This is a genomic window from Spirulina sp. CCY15215 (genome assembly GCF_016888125.1).
GTDB lineage: Bacteria > Cyanobacteriota > Cyanobacteriia > Cyanobacteriales > Spirulinaceae > CCY15215.
Genome location: NZ_JACSWA010000469.1, coordinates 67,842 through 88,112, shown reverse-complemented (window position 1 = coordinate 88,112; position 20,271 = coordinate 67,842). Strand labels below are relative to the sequence as shown.

17 protein-coding genes are annotated in these 20,271 nt (G+C 41.6%); 4 read left to right on the top strand and 13 right to left on the bottom strand.

Translation table 11 applies throughout. From position 1 onward, the window contains the following. Positions 1-211: 211 nt before the first annotated feature. The 8 genes from JUI58_RS15780 to JUI58_RS15745 all read right to left on the bottom strand — a co-directional run bounded on the left by JUI58_RS15780 (position 212) and on the right by JUI58_RS15745 (position 10,741). Positions 212-1,411 carry an AAA family ATPase gene (locus tag JUI58_RS15780; RefSeq protein ID WP_204104757.1) on the bottom strand — a complete coding sequence of 400 codons (1,200 nt, stop codon included), beginning with the start codon at positions 1,409-1,411 and terminating at the stop codon, positions 212-214. A 123-nt stretch (positions 1,412-1,534) separates the two neighbouring features. Then, a complete protein-coding gene (locus tag JUI58_RS15775) occupies positions 1,535-3,214 on the bottom strand; it encodes an arylsulfatase (protein ID WP_204104756.1) in 1,680 nt (559 codons plus the stop codon). Between the two features lie 204 nt (positions 3,215-3,418). Then, positions 3,419-4,492 (bottom strand): formylglycine-generating enzyme family protein, encoded by a 1,074-nt coding sequence (locus tag JUI58_RS15770; RefSeq protein ID WP_204104755.1) that lies wholly within the window; start codon positions 4,490-4,492, stop codon positions 3,419-3,421. 126 nt (positions 4,493-4,618) lie between these two features. Continuing rightward, entirely contained in the window at positions 4,619-5,977 is a 1,359-nt protein-coding gene (locus tag JUI58_RS15765) for a flippase (RefSeq protein WP_204104754.1), read from the bottom strand. Beyond that, complete coding sequence (locus JUI58_RS15760; protein ID WP_204104753.1) at positions 5,970-7,349, bottom strand: alkyl/aryl-sulfatase; 1,380 nt, start codon at positions 7,347-7,349, stop codon at positions 5,970-5,972. Before JUI58_RS15760 ends, JUI58_RS15765 begins: the two co-directional genes overlap by 8 nt. A gap of 111 nt (positions 7,350-7,460) precedes the next feature. After that, the gene (locus JUI58_RS15755) at positions 7,461-8,753 is read right to left on the bottom strand and encodes a coproporphyrinogen-III oxidase family protein (protein WP_204104752.1); all 1,293 of its coding nucleotides are present in this window, start codon (positions 8,751-8,753) and stop codon (positions 7,461-7,463) included. 42 nt (positions 8,754-8,795) lie between these two features. Beyond that, on the bottom strand, positions 8,796-9,110 hold the full coding sequence (locus JUI58_RS15750; RefSeq protein WP_204104751.1) for an acyl carrier protein: 315 nt from the start codon (positions 9,108-9,110) through the stop codon (positions 8,796-8,798). 161 nt (positions 9,111-9,271) lie between these two features. Continuing rightward, positions 9,272-10,741, bottom strand: coding sequence for a class I adenylate-forming enzyme family protein (locus tag JUI58_RS15745; protein ID WP_204104750.1), 1,470 nt, complete (start codon positions 10,739-10,741; stop codon positions 9,272-9,274). A 344-nt stretch (positions 10,742-11,085) separates the two neighbouring features. On the opposite strand from JUI58_RS15745, the gene JUI58_RS15740 reads away from it, so the two are divergent. Then, positions 11,086-13,044 (top strand): iron uptake porin, encoded by a 1,959-nt coding sequence (locus tag JUI58_RS15740; RefSeq protein WP_204104749.1) that lies wholly within the window; start codon positions 11,086-11,088, stop codon positions 13,042-13,044. Between the two features lie 88 nt (positions 13,045-13,132). Here the strand turns inward: JUI58_RS15740 and JUI58_RS15735 are convergent, their stop codons facing one another. After that, a complete protein-coding gene (locus JUI58_RS15735; protein ID WP_204104748.1) occupies positions 13,133-13,534 on the bottom strand; it encodes a DUF1830 domain-containing protein in 402 nt (133 codons plus the stop codon). A 513-nt stretch (positions 13,535-14,047) separates the two neighbouring features. On the opposite strand from JUI58_RS15735, the gene JUI58_RS15730 reads away from it, so the two are divergent. Together JUI58_RS15730 and JUI58_RS15725 are read left to right on the top strand one after the other, a co-directional pair. After that, the gene (locus tag JUI58_RS15730; protein ID WP_239121511.1) at positions 14,048-15,631 is read left to right on the top strand and encodes a photosystem II high light acclimation radical SAM protein; all 1,584 of its coding nucleotides are present in this window, start codon (positions 14,048-14,050) and stop codon (positions 15,629-15,631) included. Between the two features lie 183 nt (positions 15,632-15,814). After that, a complete protein-coding gene (locus JUI58_RS15725) occupies positions 15,815-16,420 on the top strand; it encodes a Uma2 family endonuclease (RefSeq protein WP_204104747.1) in 606 nt (201 codons plus the stop codon). On the opposite strand, the gene JUI58_RS15720 is transcribed toward JUI58_RS15725, so the two are convergent. Beyond that, on the bottom strand, positions 16,417-16,815 hold the full coding sequence (locus tag JUI58_RS15720; RefSeq protein ID WP_204104746.1) for an MAPEG family protein: 399 nt from the start codon (positions 16,813-16,815) through the stop codon (positions 16,417-16,419). The two genes, JUI58_RS15725 and JUI58_RS15720, sit on opposite strands and share 4 nt — an antisense overlap. 39 nt (positions 16,816-16,854) lie before the next feature. Here JUI58_RS15720 and dnaB point away from each other — a divergent pair, with 39 nt between their 5' ends. Then, a complete protein-coding gene (dnaB, locus tag JUI58_RS15715; protein ID WP_204104745.1) occupies positions 16,855-18,186 on the top strand; it encodes a replicative DNA helicase in 1,332 nt (443 codons plus the stop codon). An 86-nt stretch (positions 18,187-18,272) separates the two neighbouring features. Here dnaB and JUI58_RS15710 read toward each other — a convergent pair whose 3' ends face one another. The 3 genes from JUI58_RS15710 to JUI58_RS15700 all read right to left on the bottom strand — a co-directional run bounded on the left by JUI58_RS15710 (position 18,273) and on the right by JUI58_RS15700 (position 20,244). Continuing rightward, the gene (locus tag JUI58_RS15710) at positions 18,273-18,497 is read right to left on the bottom strand and encodes a type II toxin-antitoxin system HicA family toxin (RefSeq protein ID WP_204104744.1); all 225 of its coding nucleotides are present in this window, start codon (positions 18,495-18,497) and stop codon (positions 18,273-18,275) included. Further along, the gene (locus JUI58_RS15705) at positions 18,497-18,712 is read right to left on the bottom strand and encodes a type II toxin-antitoxin system HicB family antitoxin (RefSeq protein WP_204104743.1); all 216 of its coding nucleotides are present in this window, start codon (positions 18,710-18,712) and stop codon (positions 18,497-18,499) included. The genes JUI58_RS15710 and JUI58_RS15705 overlap by 1 nt, the downstream gene beginning before the upstream one ends. 293 nt (positions 18,713-19,005) lie before the next feature. Next, a complete protein-coding gene (locus tag JUI58_RS15700; protein WP_204104742.1) occupies positions 19,006-20,244 on the bottom strand; it encodes an S-layer homology domain-containing protein in 1,239 nt (412 codons plus the stop codon). Positions 20,245-20,271 lie beyond the last annotated feature (27 nt).

Genomic DNA, 20,271 nt, shown 5'->3' with positions numbered 1-20,271 from the left:
CCCACTACAATAAACCATAATGGGGGTAGTGCGTTCGCGTAGCGTGTCCAAAGGACAAACATCTTGCTCGCTATTTTTACAAAACTGAGATGCACCCCTTTAAATCTGCAAATTCCTAATTGTATAAGCGACTTAAAAAGCTCTGGAAGATGTTTTTCTTCACATTCTCCCGTAACAATTAAATCAAAGTAAAAGTAATAACATGACTCATTCATGTAACTATTTCCTCAGCAGAAAGTTGACTTTGAGGAGCGATCGCTTCAGACATATATAAAGAACCCGTTGCATATTGCTCTAATAAATCTTGTATATCTTTCATCTCACTAACTCTTGTTAAAATTGTTCGCCCCCTCTTATCTTGTGATGTACTGATAATATCTTGATTATCAAATTGACTAATTAATACAGGAGAATGAGTTGCTATAAAAATTGGTTTATTCCATTCTTTCGCAGCAAGTTTTACGGCTTTAGCAAAAATACTTAATGCCCAAGGATGTAAAGAAAGATCGGGTTCGTCGAGTAAAATAGTAGAATATTCTTCATTTTGCCGTCTTTCAGAAAATAATATAGTAAGATTAATTAGCATTTGTAAATGACCGTCTGAAATACCGGAAATAGGAATTGGGTTACTTAATTTTTTATCAATAAAATAAGCATAAACACTGCTAGGGCTTGTTTGCTCAAAAAATATATTTTCAAAAGAAGGAAATGCTTCTCGCATAAATTGTATGATTATGTTATATCGATAGTCCATTGCTTGGCGATCGTGTAAATTCCTTAAAACTGACCATAGGTTTTCACAGTTTTCGTTAAGTTCAAAAGTTGATCCAGACTCAGAACCTCGTTTTTTGAGCCTCTTCAAATCTATTTCTCGAGTATTATAAAATCTTAATAAGCGAAGATATTTATATATTTCATAGGATATGTCATCAAGACCTTCACTACTAATATGCGTTATCAAAGCTAATTTTTCTGGCTCAAAGAGATCTATTATTTCCTGCTTTTCATCTTTCAAACTCCAAATTTGAGCTTGCTTACTTCCCACTGAACGCGAAATTAAGTTAGACTGATTGGAAATTGTACTGTATAAATTCTCTCCAACAAAAGGATCGATCCTTCCAGCAGAATACCCAAAAGAAAGATCGTATTTTGTTTTTTGTGTTTCTAGGACAATAGATGTTGTTTCCCCTTCTTCTGCACCATCCCAAAGCAACCCCACACCGAGATCGCGTCGAGATGCAGCATAGTCAACACTCCTTACTGCACAATCTTTGAGAAATCGCAGCACATCAAGAATGGTTGATTTTCCCGATCCATTTGGTCCGAAAAAAATATTAATTGAACCGACTTTAAAAGATAAATCGGCAAGCGATCGATAATTTTTGATGTGCAAGCGAACCAATTTAGACATGATAAAAAAGGGTTTATGTTACTTGCCCAAAATGAAATGAACCAAACTTGCTAGGAAAAAATATTGCTATAGGGGCGTTCAATTATTGAACGCCCCTACAAAAATCAATTATGATTCCGTAAACTACCTAACTGGAATAAAACCCCAACCTTTTTCTTCTTGTTCGTACATTTCCACCATTCTTTCCAACAGAGCAGGATATTGTTGGGATAAATCGTGCTGTTCCGTGGGGTCAATGCCGAGATTGAACAGTTTCCAGGGTTCTCGATCGCCATCCCCCCAAACACCATCTCCCAGCCGCAGAATTTTCCAATCCCCCAGATACAGCGCTTTATTAACCGTACCGTAGAGTTCAAACGCGACCGGCTCGTTGTCGCCATAGAGTCGCTCTGCCAAACCTTCAAACAAAGGACGCATGGATTTGCCTTCGAGAGGATGAATCGTGCGGCCTTTATAGGTTGTACCCGGTCGAGATACACTAGCGTAGTCTAATGCTGTGGGGGCCAAATCTTTAACAGAAGTGAAAGCGCTATTTTTGCCTATCTTGATTTTTCCGGGGTAGTGAACAAAGAAATGACCGCGAGTTCCTCCTTCAGCCATTGTTCCTTTTGCTCCAAAGTGAGGTGTAGTCATCACCTGCGCCCAACCGTAACCCAAACCGGTGAAAGAGTCGGGATTGCCGATATTTTCGTAGCTATTGCTGTAACCGATCTCTTCGATCCACTCCTTCCAATCTGGTAGGGAGGAGAAATCGCGCCAGCTTGCGCCATTATCCGTAAAGTAGATGATGACGGTATTTTCATACTCGCCAATCTCTTTCAGGTAATCCACCAATCGTGCGATCTGCGCGTCCATGTATTCAACCATACCCGCATACACGGCCATTTTCTTGGTTTCGATGCGACGCTGATCCGAACTCAGACTATTCCATGCTTCAACGGTTGACCAACGCGGAGGCAGTTCCAAATAGTCGGGAATTATTCCCAATTCTTTTTGACGCTCAAAGCGTGCTTCTCGGAGTTGATCCCAACCCGCACTGTATTGGGCAAGGTATTTCTGATGGTATTGCGGGGGAACTTGCAGGGGTTCGTGAGGAGCCGTATGAGCGAGATAGCCAAAGAAAGGCTTGCCAGTATTCCGATTTTTTTCGATGAATTCAATCATCATATCGGTGTAAGTTTTGGTGGTATAAAAATCATCAGGGGGATCGACAATATCTCCATTACGAGCGTAATTGGCCTCGGCTCCCGGACCGAATCCAACCCGACCATAGTGATCTGCACCACCCTCTAAGATGGCAAAGCTCTCTTCAAAACCGCGACCATTCGGTCTCAGGCGCTTCTCGTCTTCTCCGAGGTGCCATTTTCCGGTCATATAGGTATGGTAGCCGCCATCTTTGAGTAAGTCTGCTACGGTCACGACATCATCGTTGAGAACACCTCGATAAGCCGGACTGTCTCGTTGGTCATCGGTGATGCGATCGGGCATTGTTCCCAAACCAGCGCGGTGATTGTCCACTCCGGTCAAAATCATCGAACGGCTTGGGGAGCAAGTCGGACCGGTGTGGAAGTTGGTCAACATCATGCCTTGTTTGGCAAGGGCATCTAAATTGGGGGTAGGCAGTTCTCCTCCAAATACGCCCAGATCGGAATATCCCATATCATCGGCAATGATAAAAAGAATATTGGGGCGCTTTCTGCCGCTAACTTGAGCTTCTGCTGTTTCCCGGAGAGAGGAAAACCCAACAAAACCCAAAGCACCAATTCCAACTACAATTAGAAAACGGGAAACTTTTCGGTACATAATGATGCAATATTGATTGACGCAATCAAAAATTTACAATTGAATTGAGGTGACTTGAGACCTAATTAACGGCATTTTACTTTCAATCTTAATTAAATCAAGATTAGTAAATTTTTCTTAACAGTTAAATCAGGAATCGGTCAATTTGATCTTGAGAAAATTTGACCCATCGCAATTAATGCGATCGCCTTAACTTAATTTGAATTAACTATTTGTAGGTTTCGTTACCAAGCGAAAGCCAATATGTGAAGTTCCCGTATCGGGAGCTTGAGCTTCTCGAGCTGCCGGACGATAACGACTACAATAGTTGGGGGCGCATAAATAAGAGCCGCCTTTAATGACGTGCTTGGCTGCACCTGGCTCTCGCGGATCAAAACTGTCTTCTGGGTTAGAGACAATCGGATCAACATCAGAAGTCTTATTTTGATGACCCATACGATACCAGTCTTGGGTCCATTCCCAAACATTCCCAGCCATATCATAAAGGTCGTAATTATTGGGAGCAAAAGAACCAATGGGAGCGCTACTTAAATAGCCGTCTTCCTCAGTATTTTGGTAGGGGAAGATACCCTGCCAAGTGTTAGCTTTTTTGGCGGAATAGGTATTGCCCCAAGTAAACTCTTTCCCTTCTAGTCCTCCCTGGGCAGCAAATTCCCACTGGGCTTCTGTGGGTAAAGATTTGCCTGCCCATTTAGCATAGGCGATCGCGTCTTTATAAGCAACCTGGACGACGGGGTAATTATCTTTTTCTGCGATATTGCTATTGGGTCCAGTGGGGTGCTGCCAATCTGCTCCCGGTACCCAATGCCACCAACTTAATTCCCTCACTTGTTGTTTGCCTTGGGGGGGGATAAAAACTATAGAACCAGGCGATCGCTGTTCTTCGGAAAGATTGGGGAATTCTTCAGCACTGAGGGGACGTTCGGCAAGGGTAATATATCCCGTTTCTTTGACAAATTGAGCAAATTGGGCATTGGTTATTTCATATTGGTCGATACAAAAACCTGTGACTTTAACTTTAGAGACTCCTTTTTCTTCTTTGTAATGTTTTTCAGAACCCATTTGGAAAGTTCCACCTTTAACCCATACCATGTCTTGAGAACATTGACTGTTCGCTCCTGTATTAGCAACGATCTCGGTTTCTTGACTCCAAAGGCGTTGCGCTGGGACAAGCTGAGTTTTTTTCAATAACGTTAAACCTTGGTGCAGAAGTAATATGGCAGCTAATCCACCCAACACACAAGCCAGTAATATCTTTTTGGTTTTTGTTTTCAGCATTTTTTCTGAACTGGTCAATTGAGAATCATTATGTTTAGAGAAATACCTCTCAAAGATGCGGGTTTATTCTACCGTAACTTAGACAAAAGTTCAATTGTTTCGATGGCGCGATCGCATCTCTCTATCTTATTCTTGTTTTGGTTCTTCAGATGTTTCTGAATTGAATAGACTATAAAAAATTGAAGGCTGTATGCCAATATATTTAACGGCAAGAATACTCAACCAAATATTCCAAATTACGAGGGTAAAACTGGTGGTCATGGCTGCCCCAACTATACCAAATCTAGGAATGGCGATCGCATTCAAAACTAGATTGAGGATAGCACTAAAAGCGAACACGGGCAAGGATTTATTTTGATGTCCTGTCATGACCATCAAACAGGCTACAGTTCCGCATAGGGAGTCAACTAAACGCCCCAAAACCAGAACCTTTAGGGGAGAGACTGCTGGCATAAACTCGGCACCAAAAATGCTCAAAACAGGGGCTGTAAAGATGAGTAAAAATGAACCGATCGCCAGAGATGGCCAGAAAATCCAAACGGTTACGCGGGAAACTACTCTTTGCAATTCTGCCATATTGTTTTGCGTATAAAGCATAGCAAAAGCTGGAGCGGCAACAATGATGGTAATTTCTAAAACAAAGCCGACCCATAAGGCTGTTTTGACGGCAACATTATAAATTCCTGCGGCTTCTGGACCCACTAGGGAACCCACCATAATAATATCGGTTTCATCTAGGATATAGAGAAAGGCACGTTGTAATAATAAAACCAAAGAAATCTCAATCCATTGACGATAAGAATAAAGATTCAGAGCGGGTTTTAGGGTTTGCTTGATTCTTTCCCAAAGTAATAGTCTTTGAAAAATCAGCACGATCGCTAAAGCCAAGATAGCGACACCCAGCATGGGAATACTGGTGACTTCATGATTGATTTCTAAGAGCAGAAATCCTCCGCAAAGAACCAGAATTGGCCAAATAACCAAATAGGGAATATAAGCGCTAACAATATCTTCTAATGCTCTTGTTGTTTCTAGTTGTAGTTGGACTAACGCTTGTAAAGGAATTAAGCCAATGCCAATTAATAAAGGAAGAGAATAAGGAGAATTATAATAAGAATTAATGAAAAGAATAACGGCGATCGCGACTCCACATAACAGCACACTTGCTGCCAAAGTTAAGAACAAACTACCGCGAATAATCCCTCTTGCTAACCCCCATTCTTGTGTAACGCGATATTCTGAAATCGATCGCATCACTGTGCGGGGAAGTCCCAAACTCGCAGGAATAGCTAATAATAAAGACCAAGCAATAACATATTCATAAATTCCATATTCAGTTCTTCCCATCCAACGGGCTAAAAAGATTTGTAAGAGATAGATTAATACTAATCCTGCTGCTTTAATAATTAAGGCGATCGAAGCCTCTTTTGCCAGAACATCTAAGCGGATACTTTTTGAAGGTGAGGAGAGGGTAGATTCAGTCATTTAATAAAATTTTAGAGTGATGTTGTAATTTTTGGGCGATCGATAAATAGTAATGTTTGGCATTGCCATTGGTTTCTTTTTGTGCTAATGATTTTAATGTTTCTGCTTTAAGCTCTTTGACTGCTCCTGTCTGAAATCCTAAAGCTAAAAGATAGTCTGTCAGTTCTAAAGTCCACTGATAATCTTCAGCAGTAAAAGCATTTTGAGCGACTTGCCAAAGTTTTTCCTTTCCTCCTACAAGCCTAGAAATTCTAGTTGCATTTTCTCTTGTTGATAAAGGAAATAAATGAGTCGGGTTGCCATCAAACCAGCCTAAATAGTGATTATAAATTCCTCGTACTGTCCAAGGTATATTACCATAATTCTCTTGAAGATAAGGCTTTGTTGCTAATTCTGGAGGAAGTTTTACAACTGCAACCAATTCCTCGGGTGTTAAACCGCGACCCATTCCAGTCAGAGTTTGTTCAAAAATAGAGTCAATTCCATCTCGATAATCGGTGATAATTCGTTTTATTTTTTCCTCTCCTGTAATGGGTAAAGAATGGCCAGAAATCAAATATTCTGGTGCTTCACCGATGATTTTGTCAAGGCTGTGAACCCACTGTTTTACATCTCGATATGACCCTCTAATAGAATAAAGATTGGGAAAGGCACGATAATAATTATCTCCACATAATAATACTTTCTTATCGGGCAGCCAAACATAAAGTTGATCGTCGGTTTCTCCTGGTGCCGCAACTAATTCTAAAGCAATTCCTGCAATATTTAATGATACCCTCTCTTGCGTAAATCGATGATTGGGGGGTACAAAACCATCTCCTCCATTTTTGATGGGCAATTTGCACCATGTTTTGTTTACTGCAATGATTTCTTTGGGGTCAATAAAAGTACCATGTTGAAAACTCGTGCGATCGCGATCGATGGGTTCAAGTTTATTATCTTTAACTCCTCCTGCTTGGAAATTTGCCCTTGCATAAATTGGGGTGCGATCGCCGTTCAAAAAAGCGCGAGTCCCCCCAGTATGATCGTAGTGGGAATGAGTATAAATAATCGCTGCAATGGGTTTTTGAGTAATATTTTGAAATTGAGTGATAACTCTCTCTGCTGCTGCGATATTGTCTCCTGTATCGACAATAATGACACCATTATCCCCTTCAATGAGAGTAATATGCGCTCTTGTATTTCCCACGGCCACATAAACACCAGATGTCACTTCGATAATCTTGGGTTGACATTCCTGATGTAAATTACCTAGATTATCTGCTAAAATAGAAGAAGAATTGAGGAAAAATAATAACCCCAATAATCCTAAAATCTTGAAGATATTTGCGATCGCATGACAAGCTAAATTACAGGCTAATTTATAACTCATAGTCCAGTTCTCAGACAAAAATTGAACAAAAATTGAACGAAAATTGAACAAAAAAGTACAAATAACGGGGTAGAGGAAAATCTTGCCCCGTTATTTCTGAGAATAATGGTTTTAACTGTGCAGTTTTCTCAGGTATTCCGAGACAGTATACCCGACAAAATCTCCATGCAGAATGCCTTTATCGGTTAATGTTACCTCGTCATTACCGATAGTAATAAATCCTTCTGCTTCAAGTTGTCCCAGAGGTTGAGCGCAAAGAGACTCTAATTTAAACCCATATTGAGATTTAAACTTATTCAAGTCAAAGCGTAATAATTTCATCCCTAATAAGACATCGCGCACCATAAGGTCTTGACAGGTAAACTTATAACCGCGCACGAGAGGAAGTTCTCCTGCATTGACAATTTCCCCATATTTATCAAGGTCGCTGGTATTTTGTAGAAGGAAGTTATCCATGCTACCAAAAGCAGAAACTCCCAAACCATAAAACTCCATCCCCTGCCAAATATTGTAAATGTATTCGCTGCGATCGCTATTGTTTTTGGTATAGGTGAAGAAACTCCAAGGAATATAATTTTGGCGAGTTAATTCTCCCATCGCATATTGCATGAAACCTTTTTCCTGTTCGGCATCGGGTAGGTTGATTTTTTCTTCTCGTACCCCTTGCTTGTAGAAATCAGTATTGGTAAAGGCTTCCATTTGATAGACCGTAATACTCTCAACTCCAGTACCGATCGCGCATTCAACGCTCTTTTTCCAAGTTTCGTCGGTTTCCCCGGCTAAACCACTTAAGAGGTCAATATTAATCGTCCATTTGCCTTGACCCGCTTTTTGAGCCATTTCAATAGCGCGATAGGCCTGTTTTTGATTGTGACCGCGACCGCTTAATTGAATAATATCCTCAACAAAGGATTGAATGCCCATACTTAAGCGAGTCACTCCCAATTGTGCTAAGGTTTCTAGCTTACTTTTGGAAATAGTTAAAGGTTCTGCTTCGAGGGCAAATTGTTGGTGGTTATCAAATTGCTTGAAATTCTCTCGCAAGGTGCCAACCAACTTTTCAAAGTGATGTTCTTGTAATAAGCTAGGAGTTCCACCACCAAAATAAATGGCGTGTATGGGACGATTTCCTAGATCGAAGCGATCGGCAACCAATTTGATTTCTTTACACAATGCGTCCACATAGGGATCGAGTTCGGGACGCTCTTTGAGATCGACGGTTTTATAATAGCAAAACGAACATCGTTGCGTACAGAAAGGGATGTGTAAATAAAGGCACATCGGTCGATCTTGTAACTTTTCCCCAATAGCCGATCGCTTCCACTTTTTAAAGGGAGGATAGTTAGGAGTTAAAGGAATCCGTTGAGCATCGAGTTTGGTTCTAGGTTCGGCAATCGCAATCATGAGGCTAATGAATAACGGGGACTAGGGGAATAGGTGATTTAGCTATCTTACAGATTCAGCTACTTTTGCTCGAGATGCTAATTTTTCAGAAACAAACTCCGCTAAAACATGGAGATTGCTAAAGTATTCTGGACTGAGTTCAGTATCGGCAAATTCAATCCCAAATTTTTCTTCAATCAGAGAAATTAATTCTACAATAACGATAGAATCAAGTCCCAAACCTCCTTCAAATAAAGGGGCATTGTCGTCAATCTCTTCTTTTGTAAGATTGACATCGAGTTCGTCAGCGATAATGACCTTGAGTTGTTCAACTGCAGTTTTGTCCATAGCGGTTTTGTCCGTAGCGGTTTTGTCCATAACAATCCTTCTCAAAATAAATGTGTTGTCGTTCATCAAGGCGAATCAAGGCGAATCAAGGCGAATCAAGGCCATCTCTAGAGTTGAATTGCCTAGAACTACATTGGCTCGACTTCTTTATAGCAAGTTTTCGACAATAATAATGGAATTGTAACAGTTTTTTAAGTGTTGTTTTGGTGAATTGTATCCCAATCTACCTTTTGCGTTAATTTTTGACGATCGACTTTCCCATTGGGCAATAAAGGTAAAGTTTTTTCGATAATAATCTCATCAGGAATGGCGTGCCTTGGCAATAGATCGAAACAATGAGAACGGATATCTGTAGCTATAACTTCGACCTTTGTATCTTTGGCCGGAATACAATAAGCAAATAATTTTTTACCGCGTTGACTTTCCCCTTTAGAAACAACAACAACTTTTTCAATTCCGGCGATACTTTCGATCGCTTTTTCAACATCAGTAAAGAAGACGAGGAGTCCATTTCGATTGACGCTATGATCGCATCGGCCTATCACCTCCAAACCGTCTTTCCCTATACGTCCAAAATCTTTTGTCCGAAACCAATCTCCAGTTTCTGATAAGAGAGGATTTCCTTTTTCGTCAATATAGCCCTCAAATCCGCAGTTGTGTTTGCACCATAGTTCTCCTGTACCTTCCATTTCTTCTATATTTTCAAAGGATTGCTCTTCTAGACGCATTTGGACTCCTGGCATAGGCTGTCCAACGGTGCGATCGCGGACTTCTAGAGTATCATCGGGACTCCCGGCGGCGATCGCCCCCATTTCGGTGCTGCCGTACAATTTAACTAAGCAACCAAATCGATCATTATACTGCTTAAAGGTATCTTCTCGAACGCGATCGCCCGCAGCAACGGTTAATTTATAAGGTCTGGGCGATCGACGACCCCGCAATAGAGTTTCGCAAAAAATGGGAGTCATAAAGGCAACATTGGGATTGAATTCTCGTTCCCTCTGCAAATATCTCAGTAAATTCGCCCCTTTTTGTAGGTCGATGGACGCGCCAACCATCACCCCAGGTAGAAATCCTGCACCCAAACCATACAGATGAAAAATAGGGACAGGAATGGCAATGCGATCGCCACTCCTTAAATTTAAGCGTTCTGCACAGTTCAGAATATTGTTTCGCAAATTAGCATGAGAATGGGCGACCAGTTTGGGATTCCCCGTACTGCCCGAAGTTCGTAAATAGAGCGTCGGTTTTAACTCCTCCGAGGAGGAATTTTTCCCCATCCAGAGGGAATTTTCCCAGATTTTCAACCCGCGATCGCGATGAAAAAGTATCTCGCTTTCTGTTTCTGGAGCTTCTGGAGAACTATCGATCTGCAAGCCATAATGACAAAAAGGCGGAATTTCTGGCTTATTCTCCTCGGAAGTATTGGCGGCTCTCGAAAACAAGAGAAAACTGTACTCCCTTTCGAGCAAATATAACAAAACTAAAGCACAGGGGACGGAATTAACGCACTCTAAGGCCAGCCGATCGCCGCGATCAATATTGCGATCGCCAAAAAAGCGATCGAGTTCCTCAAAAACTGGGGTAATTTTTGAGTAAGAAAGGGTTAGCTGTCCATCTGTCAGCACTTGAGTTGACAAAGAATGGTTGATAAATTTCATGCCGTCATTATTGATGATGACCCGAGTCGATAAATCTATGCTCCATAAATTCTGGCATCTTGAAGTTGATTCGTAAACCCCCGGAGACTCAGTTATCGCAGTTTCTTGACAGTTTTTTTGTTCTTTTTTGCCCCAAAAGTCTATCCTAATCAGGAATTGAACCCTCGCAAAGAAATTGTTTAAGGCAACCGTCTACAAATTAGCGACTTGAAAAATTCCGATCGATCTTCCCAATTGGAGGAATTTACGGTATGCTGTGAGGCAAATGTTGGGAACGAAACTTCAAATTCTTTTCAGTCAGTTAGTTTTCAATACTTTATGGTTAAGTGTGAGGAGTCAATCAAATGTCTAAAATTCTAAGAACGTCTTTATTAGCCGGTTCCGCTACTCTCGGCTTGTGTCTTGTTAGCTCGGGCAATGCTGCTTTTGCAGATTCTTCTACTGGCGACCTTTTGCAGCAAGTCGAAAGCTACAGCCTAGAAATGGAAGAACCCTTTGTAGAGGATACCGAAGCTCAATTTACTGGAGCCTCGAAATTCAGCGATGTATCCCCTGGAGATTGGGCTTTCCAAGCCTTAGATGATTTGGTGCAACGTTACGATTGTCTCAAAGGCTATCCCAACGGAACCTATCGCGGCAATCGCGCTCTGACTCGCTACGAATTTGCAGCCGGTTTAAACGCCTGTTTGCAACAAATCGAGCGCTTGATTGCTGAAACCACGGCTGAGTTTGCGACGCGGGAAGACTTAGCGGTTCTGCGTCGTTTGATGGAAGAATTTGAACAAGAATTGGCACTCCTCGGGGTTCGCGTCGATAACTTAGAAGGACGAGTTGCCTTTTTAGAAGATAACCAATTCTCCACCACCACCAAATTAAATGGTGTGATGATGACCAATTTGGACATCGCCACGGGCGATCGCGCCAAGATTTACGGCATGGATAATGCCGACTACAATGATCTGTCCGTATTGAATGGCTTTAATGGGAATTTGAGCAGTGCAGCAGCCGCTTCCTCCTTTGCTCAAATCATCGATCGCAACAATATGTTGGGATTGTTTCAGGGATTGGGGGTTGTTGACTCGATCACGATGGGACAGTTGGTTAACTCAGCCGATGCAGCCTTCAACCTCGCTAATAATTTGAGTGCGACACAAATCCAGACATTTTTGAGCGACCTCGATATTATTAACGACACCCAAAACAGTGCCGGGGGATCGAATACTCAAGCCGATGACTTCAACCGCGATCGCAATAATGCCTTAGCCTTTGGTTATCGAGCGCGTTTAGCCTTCGATACTAGCTTCACGGGGCGCGATCTCCTACGGGTTCGACTTCAAGCTCGCAACTTACAAAACTTAAAGCGATTCGGGACAGGAACAGAACAAAGTGTTCCTAACTTCTACGGTTTCCGCGCCGATGATGATGTAAATATCAACAAGGTTCATTATCGCTTCCCTGCGAGTGATAACGTTGTACTTCATGTTGGAGCCTCTCAAATCGTCCTTGATGACATTATTGACTCTCATTCGACTTCCCCCTACGCCTTAACCGGAATTCCCCTAGGATTGGCTTACAATAACTTGCTGTTTGAAAGTCAAGGCATTCCTGGGGCAGCCGTTGGTGCAAATATTCGCTTCAATAAGATGTTGGGGCTAGATATTGCCTACATCGCCCAAAATGCGAATGATGCAAATAAGGGGTTGTTTGGGGGATCCTTCATCCTGCCGATCCAACTTAATGTCAAGGTCGGCGATGATGTTAAACTTGCTTTTGCTTATGCTCGTAGTTATGCTCCTGGTGGTTTTCGCACGGCGGAGAATATTGTCCTATCCACTACTGCTAGTGTTTTAGGCCAATCCCCCTTCATCTGGGTAGATAGTAACGGGAACATTCGAGAATCAGCAACTTCCGCCAATCACTACCATTTTGCCGGAACATGGGATGTCTCTGATGACTTTAACATTAGCGGTTATCTCGGCTATCTGAATGGGGTCGCCGAGTCAGGAGTTCGCAAGGGCGATAACGCAGATATGTGGACTTGGGGATTGAACTTGGCTTTCCCAGATCTGTTCAAAGAAAACGATGTGATTGTTGCAGGTTTTGGGATGCTTCCTTACCTCGCGAGTGCTGACAACGGACCCAGCGATCGCTCTCCCGCCTACATGGCGAACCTTGAATATCGTTTCCCTCTCACTGATAATATCCAAATTGCACCTGCAATTTATGCGGTATTTAATCCTAATGGGAATCCCAACAATGACACTATCTTTGCGGGTATGATTCGCACCCTTTTGAAATTCTAAGAAGTGGGGCGATCGCCTAAAAAGAAAGCATGAACATAGTGTTCATGCTTTCTTTGATTTATGAGAATTATCTGTTCCGTTAATCTTTTTAGACGACTACAACGGCTGCTTTTTTTTGCACAGCTTCGGAGAATTCTAGAGCGACAGTTTTACCCTCTGATTCACCCTCTGAGGTATCCTGTACTGAAAGGCTTATTGCTTCAGCTGCTTCAGCTTCCTCTGATTCCTCTGGCTCTTGATTAACTCGCAGGCGTTTACAAGGAATAGTATCGGAAAGAATTGCACTCGCCATCATGCCCGAGTGAATTTCTAGAAGGGCTTCCGGTAGAGCTTCAAAAACTAAACGCTGTCCAGGAAAAACGACTCTTTCAAAGTACCAATTGGGAAGATTGGTAATACGAGCAATTTGAATCTGGCTGGTCGCGTTAACATAGCAGCATAAGACAGGTTCTTCGGTGTTGTTGGGGATGGGGTCGAGGATTTGAGACATGATGAGTGATAGGTTATATAGGTGTTTACTATTTCATTATTCATAGGACTTACACAGTTACTTACACAGTTAAGTTACACAGTTAAGTTACACAGTTAAGGAGGGAGACGATCCCACTACCGTATTCTCTCGTGATAGTAGTGCAGGCATCTTGACCGCTAATGTGCAAGCCCCATCTATATTTAACTTAACATTTTGCGATCCCCACCTGCTGTAAACAGGACTACCGATCTCATTTTTCCTGCTCGAGAGAGAGGGGAAAAGCTCAAAAATCTGGGTATTATAGGCCGTCTTGGCTAGAAATTGAGGTTATCTTGACCCGTTCTCTCTTTTTTTGTCTATTTTCTTCGATCCCTGTGGCGATCGCGCTCTAATTCCTTCGATCCCTCATGTTTATCAATCTTACTCTCTTCTTGATAAAGTTGATAGGAGTAAGGAAAAACGCTAAAGTTAACTTATGTAAATAAATTTTACAATTCATCTTAGCCTCAATTTCTTAATATTTTCTTAATAATGTCCTCGAAAATTCTTTACGTTCGTCTTCCCTGCAATCCTATTTTTCCCATTGGTGTCGTCTATCTCGCCGATCGCATGGGGAAGATTTTTCCAGATCTGCAACAGCGCATCTTTGATTTAGGAACGGTACCACCAGTAGAATTCAATGGAGCCTTAGATCGGGCGATCGACGAGTTTCAGCCTAATTTGCTGGTTTTCTCTTGGCGAGATATCCAAATTTACGCCCCAGTGGGAGGACGCGGCGGCAATCCCCTGCAAATGGCCTTCGAGGTGTACTATGCCAAAAACCCTCTCATTCGCTTGCGAGGAGCCTTGGGGGGCTTAAAGGTGGTGAGTGCCTATTATGGGGAATTATGGCGCAATTTTGGCTTAATTAAACGCGGATTGCAACGGGCTAAACGCTATCACCAAAGTGTTCGTGTTGTGGTTGGTGGAGGTGCTGTCAGTGTTTTTTATGAGCAAATTGAGAAGGCGCTTCCCAAAGGAACAATTGTGTCTGTAGGAGAAGGAGAAGTATTGCTCGAACGCTTATTAAAAGGAGAAGATATAAGTGCAGAGCGATGTTATATTGTTGGGGAAACAAAGCCCCGCGATCGCATGATTCACGAAACCCCAACGGCGATCGAGAAAACAGCTTGCAACTACGATTATATCGCTAAGATTTGGCCGGAATTTAGCTATTATTTGCAAGAAAATGATTTTTATATCGGCGTACAAACAAAGCGCGGTTGTCCTCATAATTGTTGTTATTGTATTTATACCGTTGTTGAAGGCAAACAGGTACGGATTAATCCTGCTGATGAAGTCGTTGCAGAAATGCGTCAATTGTACGATCGCGGTGTTCGCAATTTTTGGTTTACAGATGCTCAATTTATTCCTGCTAAAAAATATATTGATGACGCGATCGAACTATTAGAGAAAATCTCTGCTTCAGAAATGCAGGATATTCATTGGGCTGCTTATATTCGCGCCGATAATTTAACCCCAGAATTATGCGATCTGATGGTTAAAACAGGGATGAATTATTTTGAGATTGGCATTACCAGTGGTTCTCAAGAATTAGTTCGGAAGATGCGAATGGGATACAATTTGCGGACAGTTTTACAAAATTGTCGGGATTTAAAAGCAGCAGGTTTTAATGATGTTGTTTCTGTAAACTATTCTTTTAATGTCATAGATGAAACCTTCGATACGATTCGTCAAACGATAGCTTATCATCGAGAATTAGAAAACATTTTTGGTGTAGATAAAGTCGAACCCGCTATCTTTTTTATTGGTTTGCAACCCCACACTCATTTAGAAGGATATGCTTTTAAAAAAGAGATTCTCAAGCCTGGTTATAATCCTATGAGTGTTATGCCTTGGACAGCACGAAAATTGCTTTGGAACCCTGAACCATTAGGATCATATTTTGGGGAAGTTTGCTTGCAAGCATGGCAACAAAATCCTAATGATTTTGGACGAGAAACCCTGAAGATTTTAGAAGAACGTCTCGGAAGCGCATCCTTAGAAGAAGCACTCAATGCACCAATGGGAGATAAAAAAGATAATCTTCGTAAAGAATTGGTTGCATTAACTTAAAGGAACAAGGAACAGAAAAAGGGTAAAAATGAAGTTTGTAGCGTACCTTCCCCTCGATTTCCTGTGGAACTAGCGAGCAAGATGCTCGCACTACCCCCATTATGGTTTATTGTAGCTCCCTAGCTCTAATTATTCGGAACAATGTTGTAAATTTGCAACTTTGAGATGCACCCCAAAAAAAGAATGACTTATACTGCTTCAAAAACTCTAACCTTTGCAGATTTTCTCAGCCAATATGGGAACGATCCCCGTTATGAATTAGCCGATGGAGAACTCATTGATATGGAACCAACGGGATCTCACGAAACTGTTAGCGGTAAAGTTGCCACCCAAATTGGCAAAGAAATCATGACTCAACAACTACCTTGGGTTATTCCTCGTACTTGCTTAATTCGTCCTTTAGCTGAGGCAATAACAGCCCGTCGTCCTGATATTGTTGTCTTAGATGAAACCGTTCTCAGTAGCGAACCGCTTTGGGAAAAAGAACCTGTAATTACTCTCGGAAGTTCTCTTAAATTGGTAGTTGAAGTGGTTAGTAGCAATTGGGAAAACGATTATGCGAGAAAAGTCGAAGAATACGCACTTCTCGGAATTCCCGAATATTGGATTGTTGATTATCGAGGATTAGGGGGAATTGCTTTTATCGGTCGTCCCAAACAACCTACCTTTACGGTTTGTCAACTCATTGGAGAAGATTATTCTCAACAACAATTTCGCTTGAGAGAGGCGATCGCCTCTCCCAGTTTACCTAACCTGAAATTTTGTTTAAACGATGTACTTCCTCGTTAAATAAAAAGCCGCAAAACAATGATTCCCAGTGCCAATAAAGAACCAGCATAAGCAAGAGTTCGTATTACGGTAATACCGAAAATGTAACTCAAACTGTGAAGAATTCGCAGAACAACGATCGCCACCGAAGCGATCGCGGTAATTCCATCAGTTTGTCCCGTAACTTGCGCGATGAGAATCACGATCGCGATCGCCGCTAAATTATCATGGTGGTTTTGCTTGGCGCGATCGGCACGTCCTACCCAAGGAGGTACACTGGGAGTGGTTTCGCGATTACCCAAACCCCATTCTACTCCTCCAGCCTGAATGCGACCCAATGCAGGGGCATGGTTGAGAGGAATTGACCAGAGTGCCAAAATCAATAAACAAATTAAATCAGGTGTCATTATGGGCATTTTTTTGCTAATTTAGGAACAAGAACTATTGTACGACTAATGCTCGATCCCGCCGGAAATTCTTTACCCCCTCAAAATGTTGAAGCAGAAGAGTCTATTTTAGGAGGAATTTTGCTCGATCCCGAAGCAATGGGACGAGTTGCTGATGTTATCATTCCCGAGGCATTTTACATTAGCGTTCATACGGAAATTTATCAAGCAGCATTAGCATTATATCGAGATGGGAAACCCACAGATTTAATGACCGTAACCAGTTGGTTACAAGACCAAGGAAAATTAGATATTATTGGTGGAACAAGCAAACTTGCTCAATTAGTAGAAAGAACAGTTTCGGCAGTGAATATCGATCGCTATGCTATTTTAGTGATGGATAAATATACGCGCCGTCAATTGATTGGAGTAAGCCATGAAATTACTGAATTAGGCTACGATACCACTTTAGAATTAGAGGTTGTTTTAGATAAATCAGAACAGAAGGTATTTGGGCTAACACAAAAGCGTCCCAAACAAGGATTAACACCCATTGCAGAGACTCTCATTTATACATTTGATGAACTGGAAAATCTGCAACAAGAAACTGCATTACCTGGACTAGCTTGCGATTTTTATGACTTAGATGCTATGACCAGTGGTTTTCAAAAATCTGATTTAATTGTATTGGCGGGACGGCCTTCAATGGGAAAAACAGCTTTGGCTTTAAATATTGCTGCAAATATTGCCCAACAACATCAACTTCCCGTGGCAATATTTAGTTTGGAAATGTCAAAAGAACAATTAGTTCAGCGATTATTAGCTTCAGAAGCAAAAATTGAGAGCAACCGCTTGCGATCGGGACGTATTACTCAAACTGAAATGGAATCCGTTGCTTTAGCGATTGGAAATTTAGCAGAATTACCTATTTTTATCGATGATAATGCTACTTTAACAGTAATGCAAATGCGATCGGAAGTTCGCCGTTTGCAAGCGGAACAAGGAGGTAAAATTGGCTTAGTTTTACTCGATTATTTGCAATTAATGGAAGGAGGAGGAGATAATCGAGTGCAAGAATTGGCGAAAATTACGCGATCGCTGAAAGGTTTAGCAAGGGAAATTAATGCACCTGTTATTGCTTTATCTCAGCTAAGTCGTGGTGTTGAATCTCGTACCAATAAGCGTCCCATGCTTTCGGACTTACGCGAAAGCGGATCGATCGAGCAAGATGCCGATTTAGTCATTATGTTATATCGCGATTCTTACTATAATCCCGATTCACCCGATCGCAATATTGCTGAGGTTATTATTGCCAAACATCGTAATGGACCCACAGGAACTATTAAACTACTTTTCTTACCAGAATTAACTAAGTTTGAAAACTTAGCGGCTGAATCTTAAGCGATCGCCATAAATTTCGTTAGAGGAACTGAATTTTTGACAATGGGATCTCACTCAAAAAATAGAGAATATATTGGATAAAGCTATTAAAGAAGTTCAATGAATTCGTCAACAGTTAATTCGGCATCTCGCAAAATTTTTCTTAATAACCCCTTTCCTAAATTTTTGCCTCGGTGAATTGGAATAGTAATCGCTACACCATCCCCATGTTTTAACCGAACATGGCTTCCTTTTTTGCGAATGGTTTCAAATCCAATCTTTCCTAAAGCATTAATTGTTTGTTGACCTGTAACGGTTGGAAGTTTTGGCATTAGAGGGTCACTTTTTGTACGCCAATAAATTTCATGAGAGGCTCGCTTTCTTCCGTTTCCAGACACAGCGCGATCGCTTCTTTCATATTAAGCATTAATTCGTCAATTGTTTCACCTTGGCTATAACATCCTTGTAGTTGAGGAACTTCACCGATGTAGCAGCCATCTTCATCTCGTTCAATCAAAACGTAAAATTCTTGGGTTGGACTTACCATCGATCGCTTTTCTCTTCTTTTTGGCTTATTTTTGTATTGTAGTTCATCAGATGATAAAATACAGGATTAAACTGCAAAGAACAGCGATCGCATATAGATCATTTTTAAAAGGTTCTGCCATCCAACGACCCCACCGACAATCCCTTACTCTGGTCGGGCTTAGTCCTCGCCGGGATGAAAAGTGAGGGCGGCGCAGAAGACGGATTCCTCAACGCCCTCGAAACCACCGGATTGAGATTGGAAGGGACTCAATTGGTCGCCCATGCAATTTTAATTGATTGATGTCAAATCTTTTATTCACTACTTTCTAACGCCAATATTTCTTTAGCAGAAATCCCATCTCCTTGATAGCCAAAATACCATAAAGCCGCCGCCGCTTCTGCACCCGTTACCGCTTTTTTAGGTTGAAATAAAGTCGTATAACCAAATGCCCGCAATATGTTGGCATTTTCTCCATTTTCAAAGTCTACAAATACAGCTTTTAAGGCTTTTGGTTGAATTTGTTCGCTATCTTGAAAGCCCCAGGTTTTCTGAACTGCGTCAATGGAAGTAGAAGGTAAGGCTTTACGAAGATCGAGGGGAACTTTCCATAAAATCAATATTTCTCGCGTCAAAGGTGCATCGGGTTGAAATAATAATGCCTCCGTATTTTGACTCAAACGCGAGGGAATTATTCCTGCTTCTGCTAACCCTTGAATCATGGCAAAATCGCGATCGCCTGCTTTAATATCTGTAAAAGCAGGTTGACTGGCACTCGTAACAGGACGAATTTGTTTAGTAGCGCGATCGCGGTACAATGTATTGTGTACCTCAAATAACCATCGGGCATATTCTCGACGAGTAATTGTTTTATTGGGGTCAAAGTTGTTTGGTAATAGTTCTAACGCGGCAAAGTCTTCAATATAACCGCGAACTTGAGGTGAGACTTGTTTTAAATCTAAAGAATTTTCTGGTTTTTTCTCATTTTGACTATCCTCAGATTTCGATTGTGTTGCTTGTCCTTTTGCCGTCGATAAATTGCTTGCATATTCAAGCAAAAAAATAGTTCCCGAATCCGACTCTGATGCAGGAGGAATAGATAGTTTTAGGTTCAGATTATCTTGACTCGCAACCAGTAAAGTGTTGTTTGATTCAGAAGCATTAAACTCCCAGTTATTGCCCTCAAATTCTTGCCGATAGAATGCTGCAACGGTATCGCGATCGGCTTCCGTTTGCCAGCGCGTTTCTCCTTTAATTTCTCCCACCCGATATTGAGATTCTAGTAATTTTGCGCGGGTATAAATCGGAATTACCTTGGGAAAATTGGGTGGGAGTTTATTGTCTTTTACCTCTTTTGGTGAAGGTTGAGGAATTTCTAGGGGAGTGGGATCGGGAGAAGGACTCGGAGAGGGGTTTAACGCAGCAGAATTCCCTTGTAGCTTGGGATTTGGGGCAAACCAATCTCGGGCGTTGCGATCGCCGCTACAAGCCGTTAAACCGCCCCCTACACTCAATATTAAACTCAAAGCCGTTAAGAAATATTTGCCGTTCAAGATTCCAAAATCGTGAGTACAACAATT